This is a genomic window from Undibacterium sp. Ji49W (assembly GCF_049340205.1).
Taxonomy (GTDB): Bacteria; Pseudomonadota; Gammaproteobacteria; order Burkholderiales; family Burkholderiaceae_D; genus Undibacterium.
The window spans coordinates 12,826-32,124 of sequence record NZ_JBMPOW010000030.1 but is presented as its reverse complement, the minus strand read 5'-3'; the positions used below and the strand labels follow the sequence as shown (position 1 = coordinate 32,124).

Sequence of the window (19,299 nt, the reverse complement as noted above, 5' to 3'; positions counted from 1 at the left end):
TGCTGACAGTTTTATTGATTGATGCGCATGAAAAAATTAACTACCCCTGTTGAATCCGCTTCACCCGAAATGGTCTTTGCCAAGTCCACGCTGGGTGAATCATTAATGCTGGTATTGCAGGAAGGTTCTGTCTCCTACAAACGGATTGCCAATTTCCTCTTGCGCAACCAGGTCAAGGTGACGGCACTGGGCATAGAAGACATGGCAGAACAGTGTGATGTATCAACCGCCACCATCAGCCGTTTTGCGCGCGACATGGGTTTTAATAATTACGCTGGCTTGCGTAACCAGATTGCAGAAGTGGTGCAGGCTGTATTTCAGCCGGTAGAAAAACTGCGCAATACCATAGAAGCAAAAAAGACAGCGCCCTCGCCTGCCCATACCAGCATGCAATTCGCCGCTGCCAATATTGATGCAGCAAACCAGGGCATGTCTGAACAAAGTCTGAACCAGATTGTGGGACACATCGCCAAGGCCAGCACTGTGTATGTCATGGGCTTTGGTCTCAGTGCTCACCTGGCTGGCATGCTGGCCCTGCATTTGCAGCCATTCTGTTCACATGTGGTGGAAGTGGTTGGCTACGGTGGTACTGAAGTGGCGGCGGGTCATCTGGCGAATATTTCTGACAAAGATGTGCTAATCGTTATCTCATTTCCACGCTATGCGCTGGATGTCATCAAGCTTACGCAGTTTGTGCGTGACCACGGTGCCTGCATCGTCACGATTACCGATTCCCCGGCCTCGCCAATTGCACAACTGGGTAATTATTTACTGCTGGCACCCAGCACTCATGGTGTCTTGCCCAGCAGTGCCAGTGCAGCGATTGCGGTTATCGAAGCCCTGGTCAGCAGCATGATGGTGTCAAATAAAAAGAATGTGGAAAAGGCCATGCGCCTGACCGAAGCCATTTCAGCCTATCTGCATAGCGCTGACAACAACGTCAAATATACACAGCCGGATAGCACTAAACCCAAGAAGTAAATAAGCAAAAAATTAGCACATCACAGTCACTCCCGGAGTGCCTGAGGGGGATGCTTTTTTTAAATTTCTGTAAAACCTGAGGAGAGCAAGGCAATGGCACCGAAAAAGCAAGCATTTCAGCCCATACCCAAGAAAGTGGCTGTCGCAACCTGGTCTGCATTGAGCGTCATGGCAATGTTGGGCATGGCCCCGCAAGGCGCATGGGCACAGGCTGAAAATCAAGAAAATAAACCGCAACGCATAGAAATCACTGGCTCATCCATCAAACGCATTGATGCAGAAACAGCCTTGCCGGTACAAATCATCAGTCGCGAATCGATAGAAAAATCTGGTGTCACTACAGCGGCAGAATTATTGAGCAAAGTGTCGGCCAGCACTGCGGGTCTGACGGACGGTGCCAGCTTCAGCGATAACGGTGGTACCCAACGTGGCTTCAATGGTGCCAACCTGCGTGGCATCGGTGTGTCATCCACCCTGATCTTGCTGAATGGTCGCCGCCTGGCTAATTTTGCTTCGCCAGGCACCTCATCTGGCGTGGATTTGAATTCCATCCCTTCTGCCGCCATCCAGCGTGTGGAGGTTTTGAAAGATGGCGCGTCAGCCATCTATGGTGCCGATGCGATTGGTGGTGTCATCAACTTCATTACCCGTCCTGATTATCAGGGTGCAGAAGTATCTGCCTACTTGGGCAATACCCAGCATGGTGGTGCAGACAAAAAGATCATCAGCCTGTCTGGTGGCACGGGCAATCTGAGCCAGGACAGATACAACCTCATGGGCGTGGCCAATTTTCAGAATACTGGCAGCTTGCGTTCTACCCAGCGTTCTTGGATAGGTTCAGCCTACCAGCCCGACATCAATCTGGATGTCGGTAGTTCCAACACTTTCCCAGCCAATGTACGCCGTACCACGGCCAGTGGTGGCGCCACCGGCTCACGCCTGAACCCCAGCGCCCCGACTTGCAATCCGCCTGCCACGGTATTTGCGGCAGACAGCTTTGTTGGCAGTAAAGCCTGTCTGTATGACTACATGCATGACACCGAGATTTTCCCTGAATCCCAGCGTGCATCGCTGCTGGGCCGTGCCCAGCTTGCCATTAATGCCGACAACACCCTGTTTGCCGAAGTGCTGCACAGTGACACCAAAACCACTTACCGCATCAGCCCGCTGACCGTCAGCAACCTGAATTACCCGGTCAGCGGAATGTACTATCCCAACGATCTGATCACCATCAACAAAACACCTTTGCGCGTCGGCCTGCGCCTCAGTGCGGCTGGCCCACGTACCAATGAAGTGAATGCCATTGCACAGCGCCTGGTGGTCGGTGCCAAAGGCACGGTAGCGGGCTGGGACTATGACACGGCACTGAATCACAGCGTCAGCAAGGTCGATGACAAATATGTCGATGGCTATGTCAGAACATCGGCTTTTGACAGCGCCTTCCTGACTGGAAAAATCAATCCTTTCGGCCCATCGGGAACGGAAGGCACGAACTTGCTGAATGCAGCAAAAATCAGTGACGCAGCCCGTCAATCCAGAGCCACTACCGATTCTTTTGACATCAAGGCTTCACGCGAATTGTTTGCCATGGCAGGCGGCAATGCCGGTCTGGCGATAGGTGCAGAATACCGTCGTGAGAAACTGGAATTCACGCCCTCTGCCCTGCTGGCTGCCGGTGAGATACGCGGTGATGGTGCAGCAATAGCTTACGGCGGCAGCCGTACCGTCAAAGCACTGTTTGCCGAATTGAATTTGCCGATACTCAGTAACCTTGAAGGCCAGGCTGCCGTGCGCCATGACAGCTACAACGATGTCGGCAGCACCACCAATCCAAAATTTGGCTTGCGCTGGACACCAGCCAAAGAAGTCGTGGTACGCGGCTCGTATAGCGCCGGTTTCCGCGCACCCAGTCTGGCCGACATCAATGAACCGGCACGCACTGGCCAGACCAGCGGCATCTACAATGACCCGCTGGGCTGTATCAAAGTCGGCAATATCGACAACACAAAGAACCCGGATTACTGCGGCATACAGCCTGACCTGATCAAGGGTGGTACTGCCAATCTGAAACCAGAGACATCGAAGCAGTTTTCTGCTGGCATGGTGATAGAACCCAGCCGCAGCCTGACTGCATCGCTGGATTACTGGCGCATCGAAAAATCTGACACCCTGCTGGCCAACGAAGGTGCCTATTTCAGCGACCCAAGGTCCAATCCTGGCTATGCGATACGTGGTGCCACAGACCCCAGCCTGCCTGGCATACCCGGCCCCATTCTGTCAGTAGATGGCCGCGTGAAAAATATCGGTTCACTGAAAACCTCGGGTGTGGATGTCAACGTCAACTGGAAACTGCCAGAAAACAGTCTGGGCAAATTCAATGTCAGTCTGAACGGTACCTATGTCATTGACTACAAGACGCACAACACGGCAGCCAGCCCGGAAGTGAATGGTGTCGGCATCTATACCGATACCCAGGTGGTACAGCGCTGGAGACATACGCTGACATTTGACTTTGACCGTGGCCCATGGGGCGCAACCCTGCAACAGACTTACTATCAGGGTTATCACGACCAGAATGCCCTGGCTGATGGCAGCACCCGTGATGTGCCTGCCTATGTTTTGTGGGATTTAAGTGGCAGCTATAAGTTCAGCAAGGCATTCAGCCTGCGTGCCGGCATCAAAAACCTGCTGGACACCAATCCACCCCGTTCCAACCAGGTGTATAGCTTCATAGCCGGTTATGACCCCAGCTATACCGATCCGCGTGGTCGCTTCTTCTACGTATCTGGTAACTATGCATTCAAATAAACTGCATCAGTAATGAATTAAATTTTTCCAAAGCAGCGCGTTCGGGGACAGCACTTGGTGTTGTCCCTTTTTTTAAATTCATGTCAATAGTGATGAATTGAATGATTTACAATATGAAAAAATCAGGATGAAAATAATGACAATTTCTCTGAAAAATACTGACCGGGTGTTGCGCAGTTTGTTAAGCTGCCTGGCTATCTTACTCTGGCAATTCCCCATGAATGCTCACGCTGAAGACATCTCCCCGCCACAAGGCTCACTGGTCATCATAGGCGGCGCATTACGGGTGGACAATGCCGTGGTATGGCAGCGCATCGTGCAACAGGCCGGTGGCAAAGGCGCAAAGATTGCCGTCATACCGGCGGCAGCCGGCAATCCGGAACGGTCTGGTGCTGCCACGGCTGCGGCACTGAACCAGAACGGTGCCCAGGCCTTTGTGATTCCCCTGTCGGTCAAGCATCCACAATTCAAACCACAGGATATCGTCAACGATGCGGGCTGGCTGGCAAAACTGAAGGATGCCAGCGGTGTATATTTCACCGGTGGTGACCAGGGTCGCATCGTGCAGGCACTGGTCAAACCCGATGGCAGCAAGACAGCCATGCTGGAAGCCATCTGGTCCATCTATCAGCGTGGTGGTGTCATCGCAGGCAGCAGTGCCGGTGCTGCCATCATGAGTACCACCATGTTCTATGATGCCAAACCGGTGCTGCCCACCTTGAAGCTGGGCGTCACTGACGGCAAGGAAATTGCCGCAGGCTTGGGCTTCATCGGTCCTGATGTATTCATCGACCAGCACCTGATCATCCGTGGCCGCTTTGCCCGCATGTTGCCGGTCATGCTGAAGAAGAATTACAAGCTGGGCCTGGGCGTGGATGAAAATACCGCCATGGTGGTCAGCAACCAGGGGGAAGTCGAAGTTATTGGTTACAAGGGTGCCATTCTGTTTGATCTGGCAGAAGCAAGCACCGACAGCAGTCAAAAAAATTTCAACATCAGCAATGCCCGCATCAGCTATCTGGACCGGGGCGATCGTTTCAACCTGCGCAGCAAGACGCTGACACCTTCGGCAGACAAACTGCAGGGCAAACTCAATCCTGCCCAGGCTTACAATACCGACCAGCGCTTTTACGCTGATATCCTGGCCAATACCGTGGTTACTGACCTGATGTTTCATTTAATCGATAGCAAACAGGAACGCGCCATTGGCCTGGCCTTTGGCATGGATGAACAGCCCGAACTGGGTTTTGAATTCAGCTTCAGCAAGGTAGCAGAAAGCCAGGGCTACTTTTCAGCATCATCCGGCGCCGAGGCTTACACGGTGCATAAGCTGCGCCTGGATATACGGCCAGTCAAAATGCAGTTACCCTTGTATAAATAACTAAATAACTAAATAAATAACTGAAATGCGGGCAAAAGGATGGCCATCTGCGCTGTCCTTTTATAGTGCCTTTGTAGCTATTTCTTTACAGCTCGGTTTTAGATGGCTACGGCAGGTTCATAGTTCTTTTGCCGCCCTCGTTACAGCCCGCCTTCCGGACTGCCGCATCAGAACAACACCCTCGCACCAATTTGTCGCTTGTTTGCCTGTTCTCCCCCCTATGCGGGGCGAGCTTCACATACAATAAAACTGCAGCACTGAACTTCCCTTGCACATTGTGTGCAAGCCCCAGGCTGCATCATTCATCAAATAATACAGATCCAGCCATCGGCGTATCGGCGTAAACGAAAGCCAGAGATGATCAGGCAAGCTTTCTGGCGATCATACGCACACCCTTTGTGCTGCATAAACCAGTGAGACCACACCATGAAACTCAGTACCCGTATCATTCTGCTGTGCGCCATCACCCTCTTCGGCATTTCCGTGATTTCCGTTATTTCACTATATTCCCTGCGTCAGAGCATGCTGAAAGAACGCGAGGAACAGATTTCCAATATGGTGGAAATGGCCTACGCTGCCATGGAAAAAGCCCATGCGCTGGAACAGGCGGGCAAACTGTCGCGTGATGATGCACAAAAACAGGCCAAGCTGGCGATTTCCAGCTTCCATAAGGATGAGATGTATTTCTTTGTGCGTGGCTATAACGATGATTTGCTACTGGTACACCCCAAAGCCTCACGTATCGGTGTTCCTCAAAAGGATATGAAAGAATCCGGTGACCGCTATCGGGCTTCACTGGCAAACAGCGCCATCGGCATCGTGCAGGCACCCGGCACACGGCCTGGCGTTGAAGCACCGGTCGATAAAATTTATGCAGTGAAAAGATTTACCCCTTGGGAATGGCTGGTGGGCACCGGCACCTACATCGACGATATCAATGAGTCGTTCTGGCAGCAGGCCGGCATACTGCTCGGTGTGGGTTGCGTCATGATGGCCCTGGTAGGCGGTATCGCCTGGCGCATCACACGGGCCATTCTGGGTCAGTTGGGTGGCGAACCAGCCTATGCGGCTGAAGTCGTCGGCCATATTGCCGAAGGTGACCTGACCACCGACATCAGCCTAAGACACAATGATAAATCCAGCCTGCTGTTCGCCATCAAGAGCATGCGCGACAAACTGGCAGCAGTCGTCAGTGAAGTACGTACAGGTTCTGAATCGATTGCGACAGCCTCGGGCGAAATTGCTTCGGGCAATCTGGATTTGTCTAACCGTACCGAGCAGCAGGCTGGCGCACTGGAAGAAACCTCATCCACCATGGAAGAACTGACGTCCACCGTCAAACAGAATGCAGACAATGCCCGCCAGGCCAACCAACTGGCGATTTCTGCGTCTGAAGTGGCAACCCAGGGTGGCAGCGTGGTGGGTAAAGTGGTGGCCACCATGGGCTCCATCAATGAATCATCGAAAAAAATTGTCGACATCATCAGCGTGATTGACGGCATTGCCTTCCAGACCAATATCCTGGCACTGAATGCAGCAGTAGAAGCCGCGCGCGCTGGTGAACAGGGGCGCGGCTTTGCCGTAGTTGCCAGTGAAGTGCGCAACCTGGCACAACGGTCAGCCTCGGCAGCCAAAGAAATCAAAACCCTGATAGATAGTTCGGCAGAAAAAGTCGAAGAAGGTGGCAAACTGGTCGCCATCGCCGGTTCCACCATGGATGAAGTGGTCGCCAGCGTCAGGCGTGTGACCGACATCGTGGCAGAAATTGCCTCGGCCAGCCAGGAACAAAGCTCGGGCATAGAACAGGTCAATCATGCCATCGTTGATATGGACAATATGACGCAGCAAAATGCCGCACTGGTCGAACAGGCATCGGCTGCCGCCCAGGCCATGAATGAACAGGCTGCAGCCCTGGCGCAGGTAGTGAATATTTTCAAAGTGCAGCAGGCCAGCATTGCACCACAGGTCAGCCGTGCCAGCATCCGCCCAGCGCAGTCAGGTCGGCCAGGTCAGCCAAGCCAATCAAACCAGCCGCGCCGGCTACGCTAAATCGGTGATCAGGATCAACTGTCGGAGAAGATTTTCCCGCTCAATGCGGCAATGATGCGCTGGCGCTGTAAAGCCTGTTCACTTGCCGTATTGTTGAGACCTGAACCGACCGCAAAATCAATGACTGTCGATTGTTTGTCCGGTGAATTTTTGGTGTCCACCAGCTTACCCAATTCGTAACGGGATATGGATAGATTGCGGTCATGGCTTTTTTCCAGACGTGCACTATTCAACTGATTTTTTTCAAAACCGATAGTCAGCTTGCTGCTTTCATGATCGTCTACCTTGACATAGCGATAGTTTTGCGAATTCTTGCTCTCACCCAGCACCGGTTTTCTATCTGATTTCAATTCCAGATGAAAGGCTGCACTCAGGCTGGATTCCAGGTTCTGACTGATCTTTCCATTCGCCTGATTACCTTCCTGCGTGGTCTTCTGGCTGGTCTGGAAATTAAAATAATCGCTTTCCTGCAAACGGACCGGGTTGGGTGAAGTCGTCACCCCTTTGATCTTTGCGTCAAAGTCTGCCAGTCCAGTCAACAAGGACCCGGCGCTTCCATCCCAAAAGGCAGGCGCTTTCGCTGGCACCAGGCTTGCCGGGCCAGTGACGCCGTCAGAAGTATTGATTTTCTGCATGGCAGAAAACGCGTCTTTATACATCGACACCAGTCCTTCATCCGCATTGCCACGCTTGGCTGCGCTGTCGATTTGCGTCAGGAATTGCTGGATAGCCTTGTTTCTTTGCGCCGCATTGCCCTTCAGGCCAGGGTTGTCATGGCTGACATCAATATCAACGACACCGCTGGCCGATGTCAGCTTGAGCTGGTGATGAGACTGATCAATACTGAAATCAAGTTGACGGTCACCTGCATTGATATTCAGTTTCAGCGAGCTGACCACAGATGTGTCAAAGCCTGACAAAGCGTCAAGATTGATCTTTTGGTCTGTGAAATAGCTTTGCGCTGCTGCTTCCAGGCCGGTCGCCAGTTTCTCCAGCGCCTTGCTATCCGCCTCACTCAATTCTGCATCGCTGCTGGCTTCTACACTCAGTCCACTGGCATTGCTTTTGATGGACAAGGTAACGCTGCGGCCCGAAGCCAGTTTCACAGTAAGCCCCAGGCTTTGGTCGGGACGGTCACGCAAGTCATTCAAACTGACCTGCCCTGCCTGGTCCACGGTTTTACTGTCCGCACCCACATCCACTGAAGTCGCTATGAATGCCTGTCTGACGTCTGCGCCGGTGGTGTGCAAACGCTCTATCAGGCCGGAAGCAAGCCCATTGAAGCGCCCTGCCGTGGTGGTCGTTGCAATGGCATTTTGTTCCAGTAGATAACTGAAATGATCGTCGCTCTTGTTTTCCCACCATTGCGATGGCGCAGCGCTGGTAGTAGTAGATGCTGCGCCTGACTGGGTATAAGTCTGGCTTGCAGATTCAGTATGCGATGTCCGTAAATTGACCTGGTAAGAAGCGGCTGTCGAAATAGCTGTCACAGTGGCAGTATTCACTGCACCAACCTGACTGTTCACATCCTGCGTCCGGCTGACATTCGGTGATGTCGTTGCCGCCGTATTCAAACCTGCAATAGTAGTCGACATGGTTTAGCAGCATCCCTAAATAAATTCTTGCCTTATATTTAATTAACTATCGGCAAGACTTCTTATTTCTTTAGCGGATGATGCTGCAATAATTCGATCTAACCAAAATCCATCCCTGCCAGATGCAAAAAAAGAGATGCCGCAGCATCTCTTTTTTCGTCTTGCTGATCAAGCCGATCAGCAAAAATCAGCTATTAAGACAGATTCCAGACATATTCCAGCTTGGTCCAGGCTTGCTGAGGCTTGCCGTCTTTTGCGCCTGGTTTGAATTTGCAAGAAGAGTAAATTTTCTGTGTTGCCTTGTCCAGCGCTTTGGAACCACTGGATTTTTCGACTTTGGAATCCACCACCGCGCCATCAGGGCCAACCAGAATCGACAATACCACAGTGCCGCTTTCTTCATTCATCAAGGCAGATTTTGGATAAACTGGTTTTTCGCATGTTTGTTTATCAACTGAAGGGGCGATTTCGTTGGCAGAAACAGACACAAAGGAAGCGAGCAGCGCTACAGCTAAAATGATTTTTTTCATGGAAGTCGATGATAAATAAAGGATTTTTAAAAAGATGGGAATTGCCAGGAATTGCCAAAAATTGCTATGCGGAAACACGGAGCATATTTTACTGCATATTTTTTCCGCATGGCAACATATTTCTGTAAAACATCTTTTCGCGATCATTGAATTGAGCAAACCAGCGATTAAATCCTTTTGTCCCCTCTCTCCAGCACCCAATGCACTTTCATGCGCCACACTTTAATAGCAACAATGGCATCAGGTCGAAAGCAATATCTGGTTAAACATTTTGCGTTTTCGGATTAGTTCCGCTAGCCTGAGTTCATGCCCTGCAATCTGGCTACCGGTCTATACACGGAACAAAATATCAGACATACATTCAAGGAGAGACAAAATGAAATTCTTGAAATTGCTTGCGACTCTATTCACCTTTCTTTTTTTTAGCCCCACTCAATTCGCGCATGCCGAAGATAGTCCCGCCGATGCAATCGCCATGGTAGAAAAAGGAGTCGCCTATATGCAAAAAAATGGCAAGGATGCCCTGGCGCAGGAAATCAATAATAAAAACCCTGAATTCATCAATGGTTCACTCTACCTATACATGCGCGGCATGGATGGCGCCATCATCGCCCACCCCGTCAATCCCAAACTGATAGGCAAGAACATGCTGGACCTGCCAGATGCCGACGGAAAATACTACCGCAAGGACATTCTTACGCTGGCGAAGAGCAAAGGTAAGGGCTGGGTCGATTATCGTTACAACAATCCTGTCTCCAAACAGATAGAAAACAAGACTACCTATATTTTCCGTAGCAATGACGTGATACTGGAAGCGGGGATTTACAAGGGTAAATAAGCTGTACACCAGACGCAACTTTCAAGTTCAAAGGTATCGGCTAAAAATTTAGCGATACCTTTTTTAGTATCTGCAAGCCTGATTCTGGCAAATTAAAAGATATCCACCCTTCATAAGTTGATTGTCGGCAGCTTTGTGCGACATCGCACAGACGCCTGCTGGCATAACGCGTATTTTTGGTCAGATGGAAACATGACATGGCAAAGGAACGGACTTATGACGCAGCGAATTCTTATTATCACCAACGACCTTACTGATCGCGTATCACTTCAGAATGCCCTGCGTGAAACCAGTGACGGTCCCTATGACATCCTGGTCGCAGGCAGCCTGTCAGAGGCCATCACGCATATACAAAAACACAAGGTAGATGCCATACTTGCAGATCTGCATCTGCCCGACAGCGAGGGCATAGCAACTTTTGACAGTTTATTCGCCAATGCACCTCAGATCCCTATTCTCACCCTGTCCGGTGACGATGAAACACTGGCTATTGAGGCCGTCAAGTCAGGAGCCCAGGGTTATTTGACCAAAGGGCATTTTGCCAGTTACCTGGTACCGCAGTCCTTGCGTAACGTAATATTGCGCAAGGCAGTAGAAGAATCCATCTACATCGACAAGGTACGGGCAGAGATCACCCTTAACTCTATCAGTGATGCCGTCATCGGCACGGATATGGCAGGTAATGTTGACTATTTGAATGTCGCGGCAGAGCATATGACCTTATGGAGCAGAGAAGAAGCACGCGGCCAGCCGATTACCACCGTCATGCCCATCATACATAGTGAAAGCCGACAAGAAAAAGACAATCCGGTGGCGATGGTATTGCAACAGGACATGGCAACAACCCTGACACCGGGAACCATCCTCATCAGACGCGACGGCAGCGAAGTTGCCATTGAAGACTCCACCGCCCCCATCCACGATTCGGCCGGTAATATTGCCGGTGCAGTCATGGTGTTTCACGACATTACGGATGCCAAGGCCATGGCGGTAAAAATGGCACACCTGGCACAGCATGACTTTCTCACCAATTTACCTAACCGCGCCCTGCTGAATGATCGCATCGCACAGGCAATTGGCCTGGCAAAACGGCGCGGTAGTTTTCTGGCCATTCTGTTCATGGATCTGGATAATTTCAAGCATATCAATGATTCACTCGGACACGCCACCGGTGACAAGCTGCTTAAATCAGTAACAGAACGTTTGAGCGCCTGCGTACGCAACTCTGACACCGTCAGCCGCCAGGGTGGTGATGAATTCGTGATCCTGGTCACAGACGACAAATCTGCCGAGAATGCGGCCCTGACCGCAGAGAAATTATTGAAGTCTCTGGCAACGCCGCACCATATCAATAAACATGAACTGCATGTCACCTCCAGCATAGGCATCAGCGTCTATCCGTCTGATGGTGTCGATGCAGAAACCCTGATCAAGAATGCTGATACAGCCATGTACCAGGCCAAGGACAAGGGGCGCAATAATTATCAGTTTTTCAAACCCGAAATGAATGTGCGCGCCGTGGAACGTCAGGTGATTGAAGCCAATCTGCGTGTAGCGCTGGTACGCAATGAATTCTTCTTGCACTATCAACCCAAGATCAACCTGAAAACTGGCGAAATCACTGGCGCAGAAGCCTTGCTGCGCTGGCAGCATCCGCAATGGGGCATGGTGCCGCCAATACGCTTTATCGGCATTGCCGAGGACTGTGGCGTCATCGTTCCGGTTGGTCGATGGGTACTGCGCGAAGCCTGCGCACAGACCAGGCATTGGCAGGATAGTGGCCTGGACATTGCCACCATTTCGGTAAATATTTCAGCCGTTGAATTTCGCCGCCAGGATTTTGTAGAAGGCGTGAAAACCATACTGATAGAAACCGGCCTGCCCCCAACCTGCCTGCAACTGGAAATTACCGAAAGTGTCTTGATGCGCAATGCAGAAGGCAGTATCGCCATCCTTGAACAATTAAAAAACATGGGTATACAACTGGCCATCGACGATTTCGGCACCGGCTACTCCAGTCTCAGCTATCTTAACCAGTTCCCCATCGACGTACTGAAAATTGACCAGTCATTCGTACAGGATATAGGCAACAACAAAACCGATAGCAATGGCATCATCGCCAGCGCCGTTATCGCGATGGGAAATAGCCTGAAACAAAAAGTCATCGCTGAAGGCGTCGAGGAAGAAGAACAACTATCCTTCCTCAAGGAACAGCATTGCGAAGAAGGACAAGGTTATATTTTCAGCAGACCCGTTGGGGCCGAGCAATTCGAGAAACTATTGCGCCAGGGCATAGCGTCCCAAAACACAGTCCTGATCTGAAACTTTCGCCTATCGATGATGATTAAAAAAAACGGACATGCAAACATGTCCGTTTTTCATCAGAGCAAAACTACAACTGGTTTATTCGTAATCACTGACCGGCACGCAAGAGCAGAACAGGTTACGGTCACCATAGACGTTATCAGCACGGCCAACCGGCGCAAAGTACTTATTCTTGCGCAGGGAAGCTACCGGATAAGCAGCTACCTCACGGCTGTAAGCATGCGGCCACTCATTGGCGATCAACACTTCTGCCGTATGTGGTGCATGTTTCAGCGGGTTGTCCTTGGCGTCGAATTCACCACTGGCGACCTTGGCGATTTCTTCGCGGATGCTGATCATCGCATCGATGAAGCGGTCGAGTTCGGCCTGGGATTCGCTTTCTGTCGGTTCTATCATCAAGGTACCAGGCACAGGGAAGCTCATGGTCGGTGCGTGGAAGCCAAAGTCGATGAGACGTTTTGCCACGTCTTCATTGGAAATGCCAGTCGCATCAGTCAATGGACGCAAATCCAGGATGCACTCATGCGCGACCAGGCCATCATGACCGCTGTACAGAACAGGGTAATGCGGAGCCAGGCGTTTGGCGATGTAATTGGCGGCCAGAATCGCTGTCTCTGTCGCAGCCTTCAAACCTTCAGAGCCCATCATGGCGATATACATCCATGAGATAGGCAAGATGCTGGCAGAGCCGAATGGTGCAGCGCTGACGGCAGATATACCATCTTCGCCACGTACATAACCAGTGGATTTCTGGTTAGGCAAGAACTTCGCCAGATGTGCGCCAACTGCAACCGGGCCTACGCCTGGGCCACCACCACCGTGAGGAATACAGAAAGTCTTGTGCAGGTTCAGATGGCTAACGTCGCCACCAAACTTGCCCGGTGCGGCTACGCCGACCAGCGCATTCATGTTCGCGCCATCGACATAGACCTGACCACCGTGGCTATGCACGATGTCGCACAATTGCTGTATGCCTTCTTCAAACACACCATGCGTAGATGGATAAGTCACCATCGCTGCTGCCAGGTTGGCGCTATGTTTTTCTGCCTTGGCTTGCAGGTCAGCCAGGTCAACGTTGCCTTTGTCATCGCAGGCAACCAAAACCACATCCATACCTACCATGCTGGCGGATGCTGGATTTGTGCCGTGTGCAGACGATGGAATCAGGCAGATATTGCGGTGTGCTTCGCCACGGGATGCGTGGTAAGCCTGGATCACCAGCAAGCCTGCGTATTCACCTTGCGAGCCGGCATTCGGTTGCAGGGATACGGCGTCGTAGCCAGTTGCTGCGCAAAGCATGGCTTCGAGCTGGTCGATCATTTCGCGGTAACCAATAGTCTGGTCATTTGGCGCAAATGGATGGATGCTGGAAAATTCTGGCCAGGTGACCGGGATCATTTCGCTGGTGGCATTGAGCTTCATTGTGCATGAACCCAGCGGTATCATGGTGCGGTCCAGCGCCAGGTCCTTGTCAGCCAGGCTGCGCAGGTAACGCAGCATTTCATGTTCTGCGTGATAGCGGTTGAAAGTTGGGTGCGTCAGGTAAGTCGTGCCACGTGTCAGCGCTGCCGGGTAAGCATCATTGACACCTGCTTCTATCGCCGCAAAATCCAATGCCGCTGTGATGCCGCTTGCTTTGGCAAAAATCGCCCACAGGGCTTCAACATCAGCACGTGTGACTGTCTCATCAACAGAGACACCAACCTGCGTTGCACTGATCTGGCGCAGGTTGTAGCCAGCTGCTTCGGCGGCCTGATGGCAGGCAACAGCATTGGCGACATTGACTGTCAGTGTGTCAAAGTAAGTTGTGTTGGCGATGGTCAAGCCTTGTTGTTTCAGACCGCCAGCCAGTACACCAGTCAAACGATGTACGCGCAAGGCGATCTGGCGCAAGCCTGCCGGGCCGTGATAGACGGCATACATGGAAGCGATGACTGCCAGCAAAACCTGGGCAGTACAGATATTCGAGGTGGCTTTTTCGCGGCGGATATGCTGTTCACGTGTTTGCAGGGCCAGGCGATATGCCTTGTTGCCTTGCGCATCGATCGTCACGCCTACCAGACGGCCTGGCATGCTGCGTTTGAATGCATCGCGTGTACCCATGTAACCCGCGTGTGGGCCACCAAAACCCAGCGGTACGCCAAAACGCTGGCTGTTACCGACGACAACGTCAGCACCCCATTCGCCTGGTGAGGCGATCAGTGTCAGTGCCAGCAGATCAGCAGCAGCGATGACCATCGCGCCCTTGGCATGCAAGGCCGCCGCGTATTCGCGGTAATCGCTGATGGAACCATCGACACCAGGGTATTGCAGCAAGACGCCAAAGCATTCATTCTCCAGCGCTTCAGTACCGGCGCAGGTACGTACTTCTATCCCCAGCGGTTTGGCGCGGGTTTCGATGATTTCACGGGTTTGTGGCAAGACATCGGCAGCAACATAAAACACATTGGATTTGGATTTACCAACACGCTGTATCAGCGTCATGGCTTCTGCCGCAGCAGTGCCTTCATCCAGCATCGATGCATTGGCAATGTCCATGCCAGTCAGGTCAGTGATGACTTGCTGGAAGTTCAGAATGGCTTCCAGACGGCCCTGGGAAATTTCAGGCTGATACGGTGTGTAAGCAGTGTACCAGGCCGGGTTTTCAAAGATATTGCGCAGGATGACGCCAGGTGTATGCGTGTTGTAATAACCCTGACCAATCAAAGACTTCAGTACACGGTTTTTCGACGCCAGTGCCTTCAATGTGGCCAGGGCTTCCTGTTCAGATTTGGCTTCGGTGAATTGTGCCAGTGGCAGCACGTCGTGACGACGGATATTGGCCGGAACGATGGCATCAATCAGGGCGGTGCGATCTGCATAGCCCAGGGTTTTCAGCATGGCGGCTTGTTCTGCTTCAGAAGGGCCGATATGGCGTGCGATGAAAGCATCGTGTGCTTCCAGTTGTGTCAGTGAAGGACGGGTCATGGTATGTGGGGTACAGAAGAGTAACGTGGAATATCAGGCGGAGCTATGCAGGGCAAACCGCATTCAGGCAAATCCAGATTAAAGGAGGTGATCACAAGATCACCCCTTTTAAACAAATAATTAAGCGATGTTCTTGGCGTAAGTTTCAGCACTCAGCAAGCCATCCACATCAGCAATATTTGCTGGTTTCAGTTTGAACAGCCATGCTGCAAAAGCATCTGCATTGATGGATTCTGGTGCATCCGCCAGCGCTTCATTGATGGCAACGACTTCACCTGTGACTGGAGCATAGATATCACCGGCAGCCTTGACAGATTCAACCACGGCGCAGTCTTTACCAGCGTCGAGTACGGTACCGACTTTGGGCAGGTCAACAAAAACGATATCGCCCAAGGCGTCCTGGGCAAATTCAGTAATGCCGACAGTGATGGTGCCGTCTGCTTCTGTGCGTACCCATTCGTGGGATGTGGTGTATTTCAGATCTGCTGGTACGTTCATGATGGGCTCCAAATAAGTAAATTAAAGAATAATCAGTAAGACTGCCGGTTCAAATCACGCAGCCAGGATTTTGCCGTTACGGACGAAAGGCAGTTTGACCACAGATGCGGCCAATTGCTTGTCACGGATAACAACCTGCACAGTATCGCCTACAGACACACCCATAGGCAACCGCGCCAGGGCAATCGCTTGCTGCATGGTCGGGCTGAAAGTACCGCTGGTGATCTCGCCTTCGCCTTGTGCGCAGACGACTTTTTGATGGGCGCGCAGGATGCCGCCTTTTTCACGCAGGATCAGGCCCAGGAACTGGGCATTCTGTCCCTGCGTCTGCAAGGCTTGCTTGCCGACGAAATCACGTTCGCTGACCAGATCAATCGTCCAGGCCAGGCCCGCATCCAGCGGGTTGACGGTTTCATCCATGTCCTGGCCATACAGGTTCATGCCGGCTTCCAGACGCAGGGTGTCACGTGCACCCAGGCCGGCCGGTTTGACGCCTGCTGCTGCCAGGGCATTCCACAAGTCATTAACACGATCAGCAGAAACCGCAATTTCAAAACCGTCTTCACCGGTATAGCCTGTGCGTGCCACCATCACTTCACCAAAGGAAGTGTCAGCAACGATCACGGCATTGAAGGGTTTGATATCTGCACTGGCAGATTTGGTTTCTGGCAAGACTTCCCAGGCTTTGGCGCGCGCATTTGGTCCCTGCACTGCCACCAGGGCAAAAGCATTTGCGCCGTCACGGCGCTGGGTAATCGTCAGGCCGCTATTGGTTTCTGTATTGCGGGCATTCATCCAGGCGATATCTTTTTCTGCCGTGCCGGCATTGACCACCAGGCGGAACCAGTTTTCGCTGAAGAAGTAAATGATGAGGTCATCAATGACGCCGCCTTCAGGCTTGAGCATGCAGGAATACAGAGCCTTGCCCGCTACCTGTAATTTATCGACATTATTGGCGACCAGGCCACGCAGGAAGCTGCGTACATTTTCACCCTGCAAATCGACGACACACATGTGCGATACATCAAACATGCCACAATCAGTGCGCACAGCATGATGTTCTTCGATTTGGGAACCATAGTTGACAGGCATGTCCCAGCCGCCAAAATCAACCATTTTTGCACCAGCCGCACGATGGGCTGCATTGAGGGGAGTTGCCTTGAGTGATGTCGCTGTTTGCGTCATGAATGCCTCATTACCAGATTGAAGGGACGAACAAACGCATGCCGACGAGTAAACGTCGCATGCGTTGAAATCGCATACCCCTCTGTCCTGGTACCTGAGAGATTACGGGAGCCATGTATGTTTGCTGCCCGCGCGCACCTTCGGTGGGTAGCCCGGCGAATATTTATAAAAATAAACGTGTATGCCGCTACCGCTCTCCAGAGTTGGGGCAACTTTTAACTACCCCGTCGATCGGTCCTTTTGCCTGAGAGTTTTTTGGGTATTAGCCCCTTCGGCGGCGACTTTCGTCACGCTCTCCCGATCAAGTAGCGCGATTATATAAGGCTTGCCACGGATTGGATAGTTGGGTGCGGAAATATTTGCAGAAAAGCTGTGGGAATAGTTAAAAAATCACAGAAACGGCACTTCGAGACAGTTTTACCGACTTCTTAGGCAATAGAACCACTCGCCAAGATTTGCTCTGCTTCCAAAGTAAAAAATCGGGAAACAGGGGCTAACCTTACCAGACCACTATCCATCTCAGCGCTCACTTCTGTATTAATTTGTAATTATTGTATTAAGTAGAAACAATTGCCATAAAACAATGTATGAGTTGCTACTCTTCGCTACGGTTTTATTTCCATTGTATAAATATCTGACCCTAAGAATTCATCGTTGCCTGTCGTTTCCTGCTGCAAATGACTACCTCGAATGAACACCTCGAATGAATAACCCGAATGACTAACTTTTTTTACGACTAAGCAACCAAGAAGTGACCGGAGAAAAAATGAATAGCAATAAGTTGAAATTGATCGCCTTTGCCGCCATCACAACATGTGGCATGGGTTCTGCATATGCAGCAGACTGGCCGTCCGGCTTTTCCAAATGCGCCGACGAAGGTGGCATCTGCAAAGTAGGCGATAAAGCACTGCAAGTGTCATTTGGATTGAAAGACAAATGGGTAGTGAAATCCCTGTCTGGCAATGTCAGTTGTACCGCCGCGACCTTTGGCGTCACCGCCACGTCGGATATCAAAGAGAAATGTGCCGTCGGCCCAGCCGCCACACCAGATACCGGCGGCAGCAGTGGCGGCGGGAATGGCGGCAGCACGGGTGATGGATCAGGCACCACACCGGTCCCAGCCGGACACAGCGGCGGCTTTGCCGGACTGGTCACTGGCGGCGGCACCGTGCCAGCGGTCACTGTCACGACAGCGGCACAGATGCAAGCGGCGATTGATGCCTACAATGGCACTGGTGGTTTGGTTATCCGTTACACCGGCACGTTCGACTTCCGTACTATTCCGGATGCCTGTACACAATGGAAAAAAGCCAAAGGCGCGATTGTTGAAATCAAGAACAAAGGCAATGTCACCATTGAAGGCAGCAATGGTTCCGCTGCCAATTTTGGTATTGCTGTTAAAGGTGGCGCGACCAACATCATCATCCGCAACATGACCATAGGTCTGCTACCCGGCTCTATTGATGCCATAGGCATAGAAGGCCAGAGCGGCAAGTTCCCCGGTTACGTCTGGGTCGATCACAATACCCTGTTCAGCTCACTGGCAGAATGTCCGGGTGCAGGCGACCTGGAATTTGATGGCCTGGTGGATAACAAGGCAGGTGCACATCATCTCACCTATTCTTACAACTACATCCATGATCACCACAAAGTTGGCCTGATCGGTTCCAGCGACAGCGATGCGAGTGACCGTTACATCACTTTCCATCACAATTACTACAAAAACGTAGGCTCACGCCTGCCTCTGCAACGCGGCGGTTATACCCATATCTACAATAACCTGTACAGCGATATCAAAACATCCGGCATCAATGTGCGCATGCTGGGCTATTCTCTGATCGAAAGTAACTATTTCGAGAATTCACAAAACCCTGTGACTTCCCGCGACAGTGATGTCATCGGCTACTGGGAATTGCGCAACAATAATATCAAGACTCCCGCTGACTTCAATACCTACGGCATCAAATGGGTGGCCAGCGATTCCAAGCCGAATCGCGACGCTACAGACTGGGTAACAACATCGCACCTGCCGATTGGCATCGCTTACAGTTACACACCAGATGAGCCTGCATGCCTGAAACAAAAACTGCCTGCAGTCGCAGGTGCGGGCACGTCACTGGCTAAACTGAGTTGCAAGTAATG

At 51.6% G+C, this 19,299-nt stretch carries 12 protein-coding genes and 2 riboswitches; of the genes, 7 read left to right on the top strand and 5 right to left on the bottom strand.

The window, feature by feature from the left end:
- The first annotated feature begins 27 nt into the window (after positions 1-27).
- The 4 genes from ACO0LK_RS26070 to ACO0LK_RS26055 all read left to right on the top strand — a co-directional run bounded on the left by ACO0LK_RS26070 (position 28) and on the right by ACO0LK_RS26055 (position 7,219).
- Positions 28-981, top strand: a complete 954-nt coding sequence (locus ACO0LK_RS26070; protein WP_422980335.1) for a MurR/RpiR family transcriptional regulator — start codon at positions 28-30, stop codon at positions 979-981.
- Positions 982-1,074: 93 nt separating this feature from the next.
- Positions 1,075-3,789, top strand: coding sequence for a TonB-dependent receptor (locus ACO0LK_RS26065; RefSeq protein ID WP_422980333.1), 2,715 nt, complete (start codon positions 1,075-1,077; stop codon positions 3,787-3,789).
- Positions 3,790-3,925: 136 nt separating this feature from the next.
- Positions 3,926-5,170 (top strand): cyanophycinase, encoded by a 1,245-nt coding sequence (locus tag ACO0LK_RS26060; RefSeq protein WP_422980331.1) that lies wholly within the window; start codon positions 3,926-3,928, stop codon positions 5,168-5,170.
- Between the two features lie 426 nt (positions 5,171-5,596).
- Positions 5,597-7,219 carry a methyl-accepting chemotaxis protein gene (locus tag ACO0LK_RS26055; RefSeq protein WP_422980329.1) on the top strand — a complete coding sequence of 541 codons (1,623 nt, stop codon included), beginning with the start codon at positions 5,597-5,599 and terminating at the stop codon, positions 7,217-7,219.
- A gap of 14 nt (positions 7,220-7,233) precedes the next feature.
- On the opposite strand, the gene ACO0LK_RS26050 is transcribed toward ACO0LK_RS26055, so the two are convergent.
- Positions 7,234-8,814: a hypothetical protein gene (locus tag ACO0LK_RS26050; protein ID WP_422980327.1), complete on the bottom strand. Its 1,581-nt coding sequence runs from the start codon at positions 8,812-8,814 to the stop codon at positions 7,234-7,236.
- A 194-nt stretch (positions 8,815-9,008) separates the two neighbouring features.
- A complete protein-coding gene (locus ACO0LK_RS26045; RefSeq protein WP_422980325.1) occupies positions 9,009-9,563 on the bottom strand; it encodes an energy transducer TonB in 555 nt (184 codons plus the stop codon).
- A gap of 157 nt (positions 9,564-9,720) precedes the next feature.
- Between ACO0LK_RS26045 and ACO0LK_RS26040 the strand changes: the two genes are divergently transcribed.
- Both ACO0LK_RS26040 and ACO0LK_RS26035 read left to right on the top strand, forming a co-directional pair.
- Positions 9,721-10,182 carry a cache domain-containing protein gene (locus ACO0LK_RS26040; RefSeq protein ID WP_422980323.1) on the top strand — a complete coding sequence of 154 codons (462 nt, stop codon included), beginning with the start codon at positions 9,721-9,723 and terminating at the stop codon, positions 10,180-10,182.
- Between the two features lie 216 nt (positions 10,183-10,398).
- Positions 10,399-12,504, top strand: a complete 2,106-nt coding sequence (locus ACO0LK_RS26035; RefSeq protein WP_422980321.1) for a GGDEF/EAL domain-containing response regulator — start codon at positions 10,399-10,401, stop codon at positions 12,502-12,504.
- An 81-nt stretch (positions 12,505-12,585) separates the two neighbouring features.
- Here ACO0LK_RS26035 and gcvP read toward each other — a convergent pair whose 3' ends face one another.
- From gcvP to gcvT, 3 genes are all read right to left on the bottom strand, one after another.
- Complete coding sequence (gene gcvP / locus ACO0LK_RS26030; RefSeq protein ID WP_422980319.1) at positions 12,586-15,474, bottom strand: aminomethyl-transferring glycine dehydrogenase; 2,889 nt, start codon at positions 15,472-15,474, stop codon at positions 12,586-12,588.
- 120 nt (positions 15,475-15,594) lie between these two features.
- Positions 15,595-15,972: a glycine cleavage system protein GcvH gene (gene gcvH, locus ACO0LK_RS26025; RefSeq protein ID WP_186948830.1), complete on the bottom strand. Its 378-nt coding sequence runs from the start codon at positions 15,970-15,972 to the stop codon at positions 15,595-15,597.
- A 54-nt stretch (positions 15,973-16,026) separates the two neighbouring features.
- Positions 16,027-17,157, bottom strand: coding sequence for a glycine cleavage system aminomethyltransferase GcvT (gcvT, locus tag ACO0LK_RS26020; protein WP_422980317.1), 1,131 nt, complete (start codon positions 17,155-17,157; stop codon positions 16,027-16,029).
- Positions 17,158-17,229: 72 nt separating this feature from the next.
- Positions 17,230-17,368, bottom strand: a riboswitch (glycine riboswitch).
- Between the two features lie 11 nt (positions 17,369-17,379).
- Positions 17,380-17,467, bottom strand: a riboswitch (glycine riboswitch).
- Positions 17,468-17,923: 456 nt separating this feature from the next.
- On the opposite strand from gcvT, the gene ACO0LK_RS26015 reads away from it, so the two are divergent.
- A complete protein-coding gene (locus ACO0LK_RS26015) occupies positions 17,924-19,297 on the top strand; it encodes a pectate lyase family protein (protein WP_422980315.1) in 1,374 nt (457 codons plus the stop codon).
- Positions 19,298-19,299: the final 2 nt, after the last annotated feature.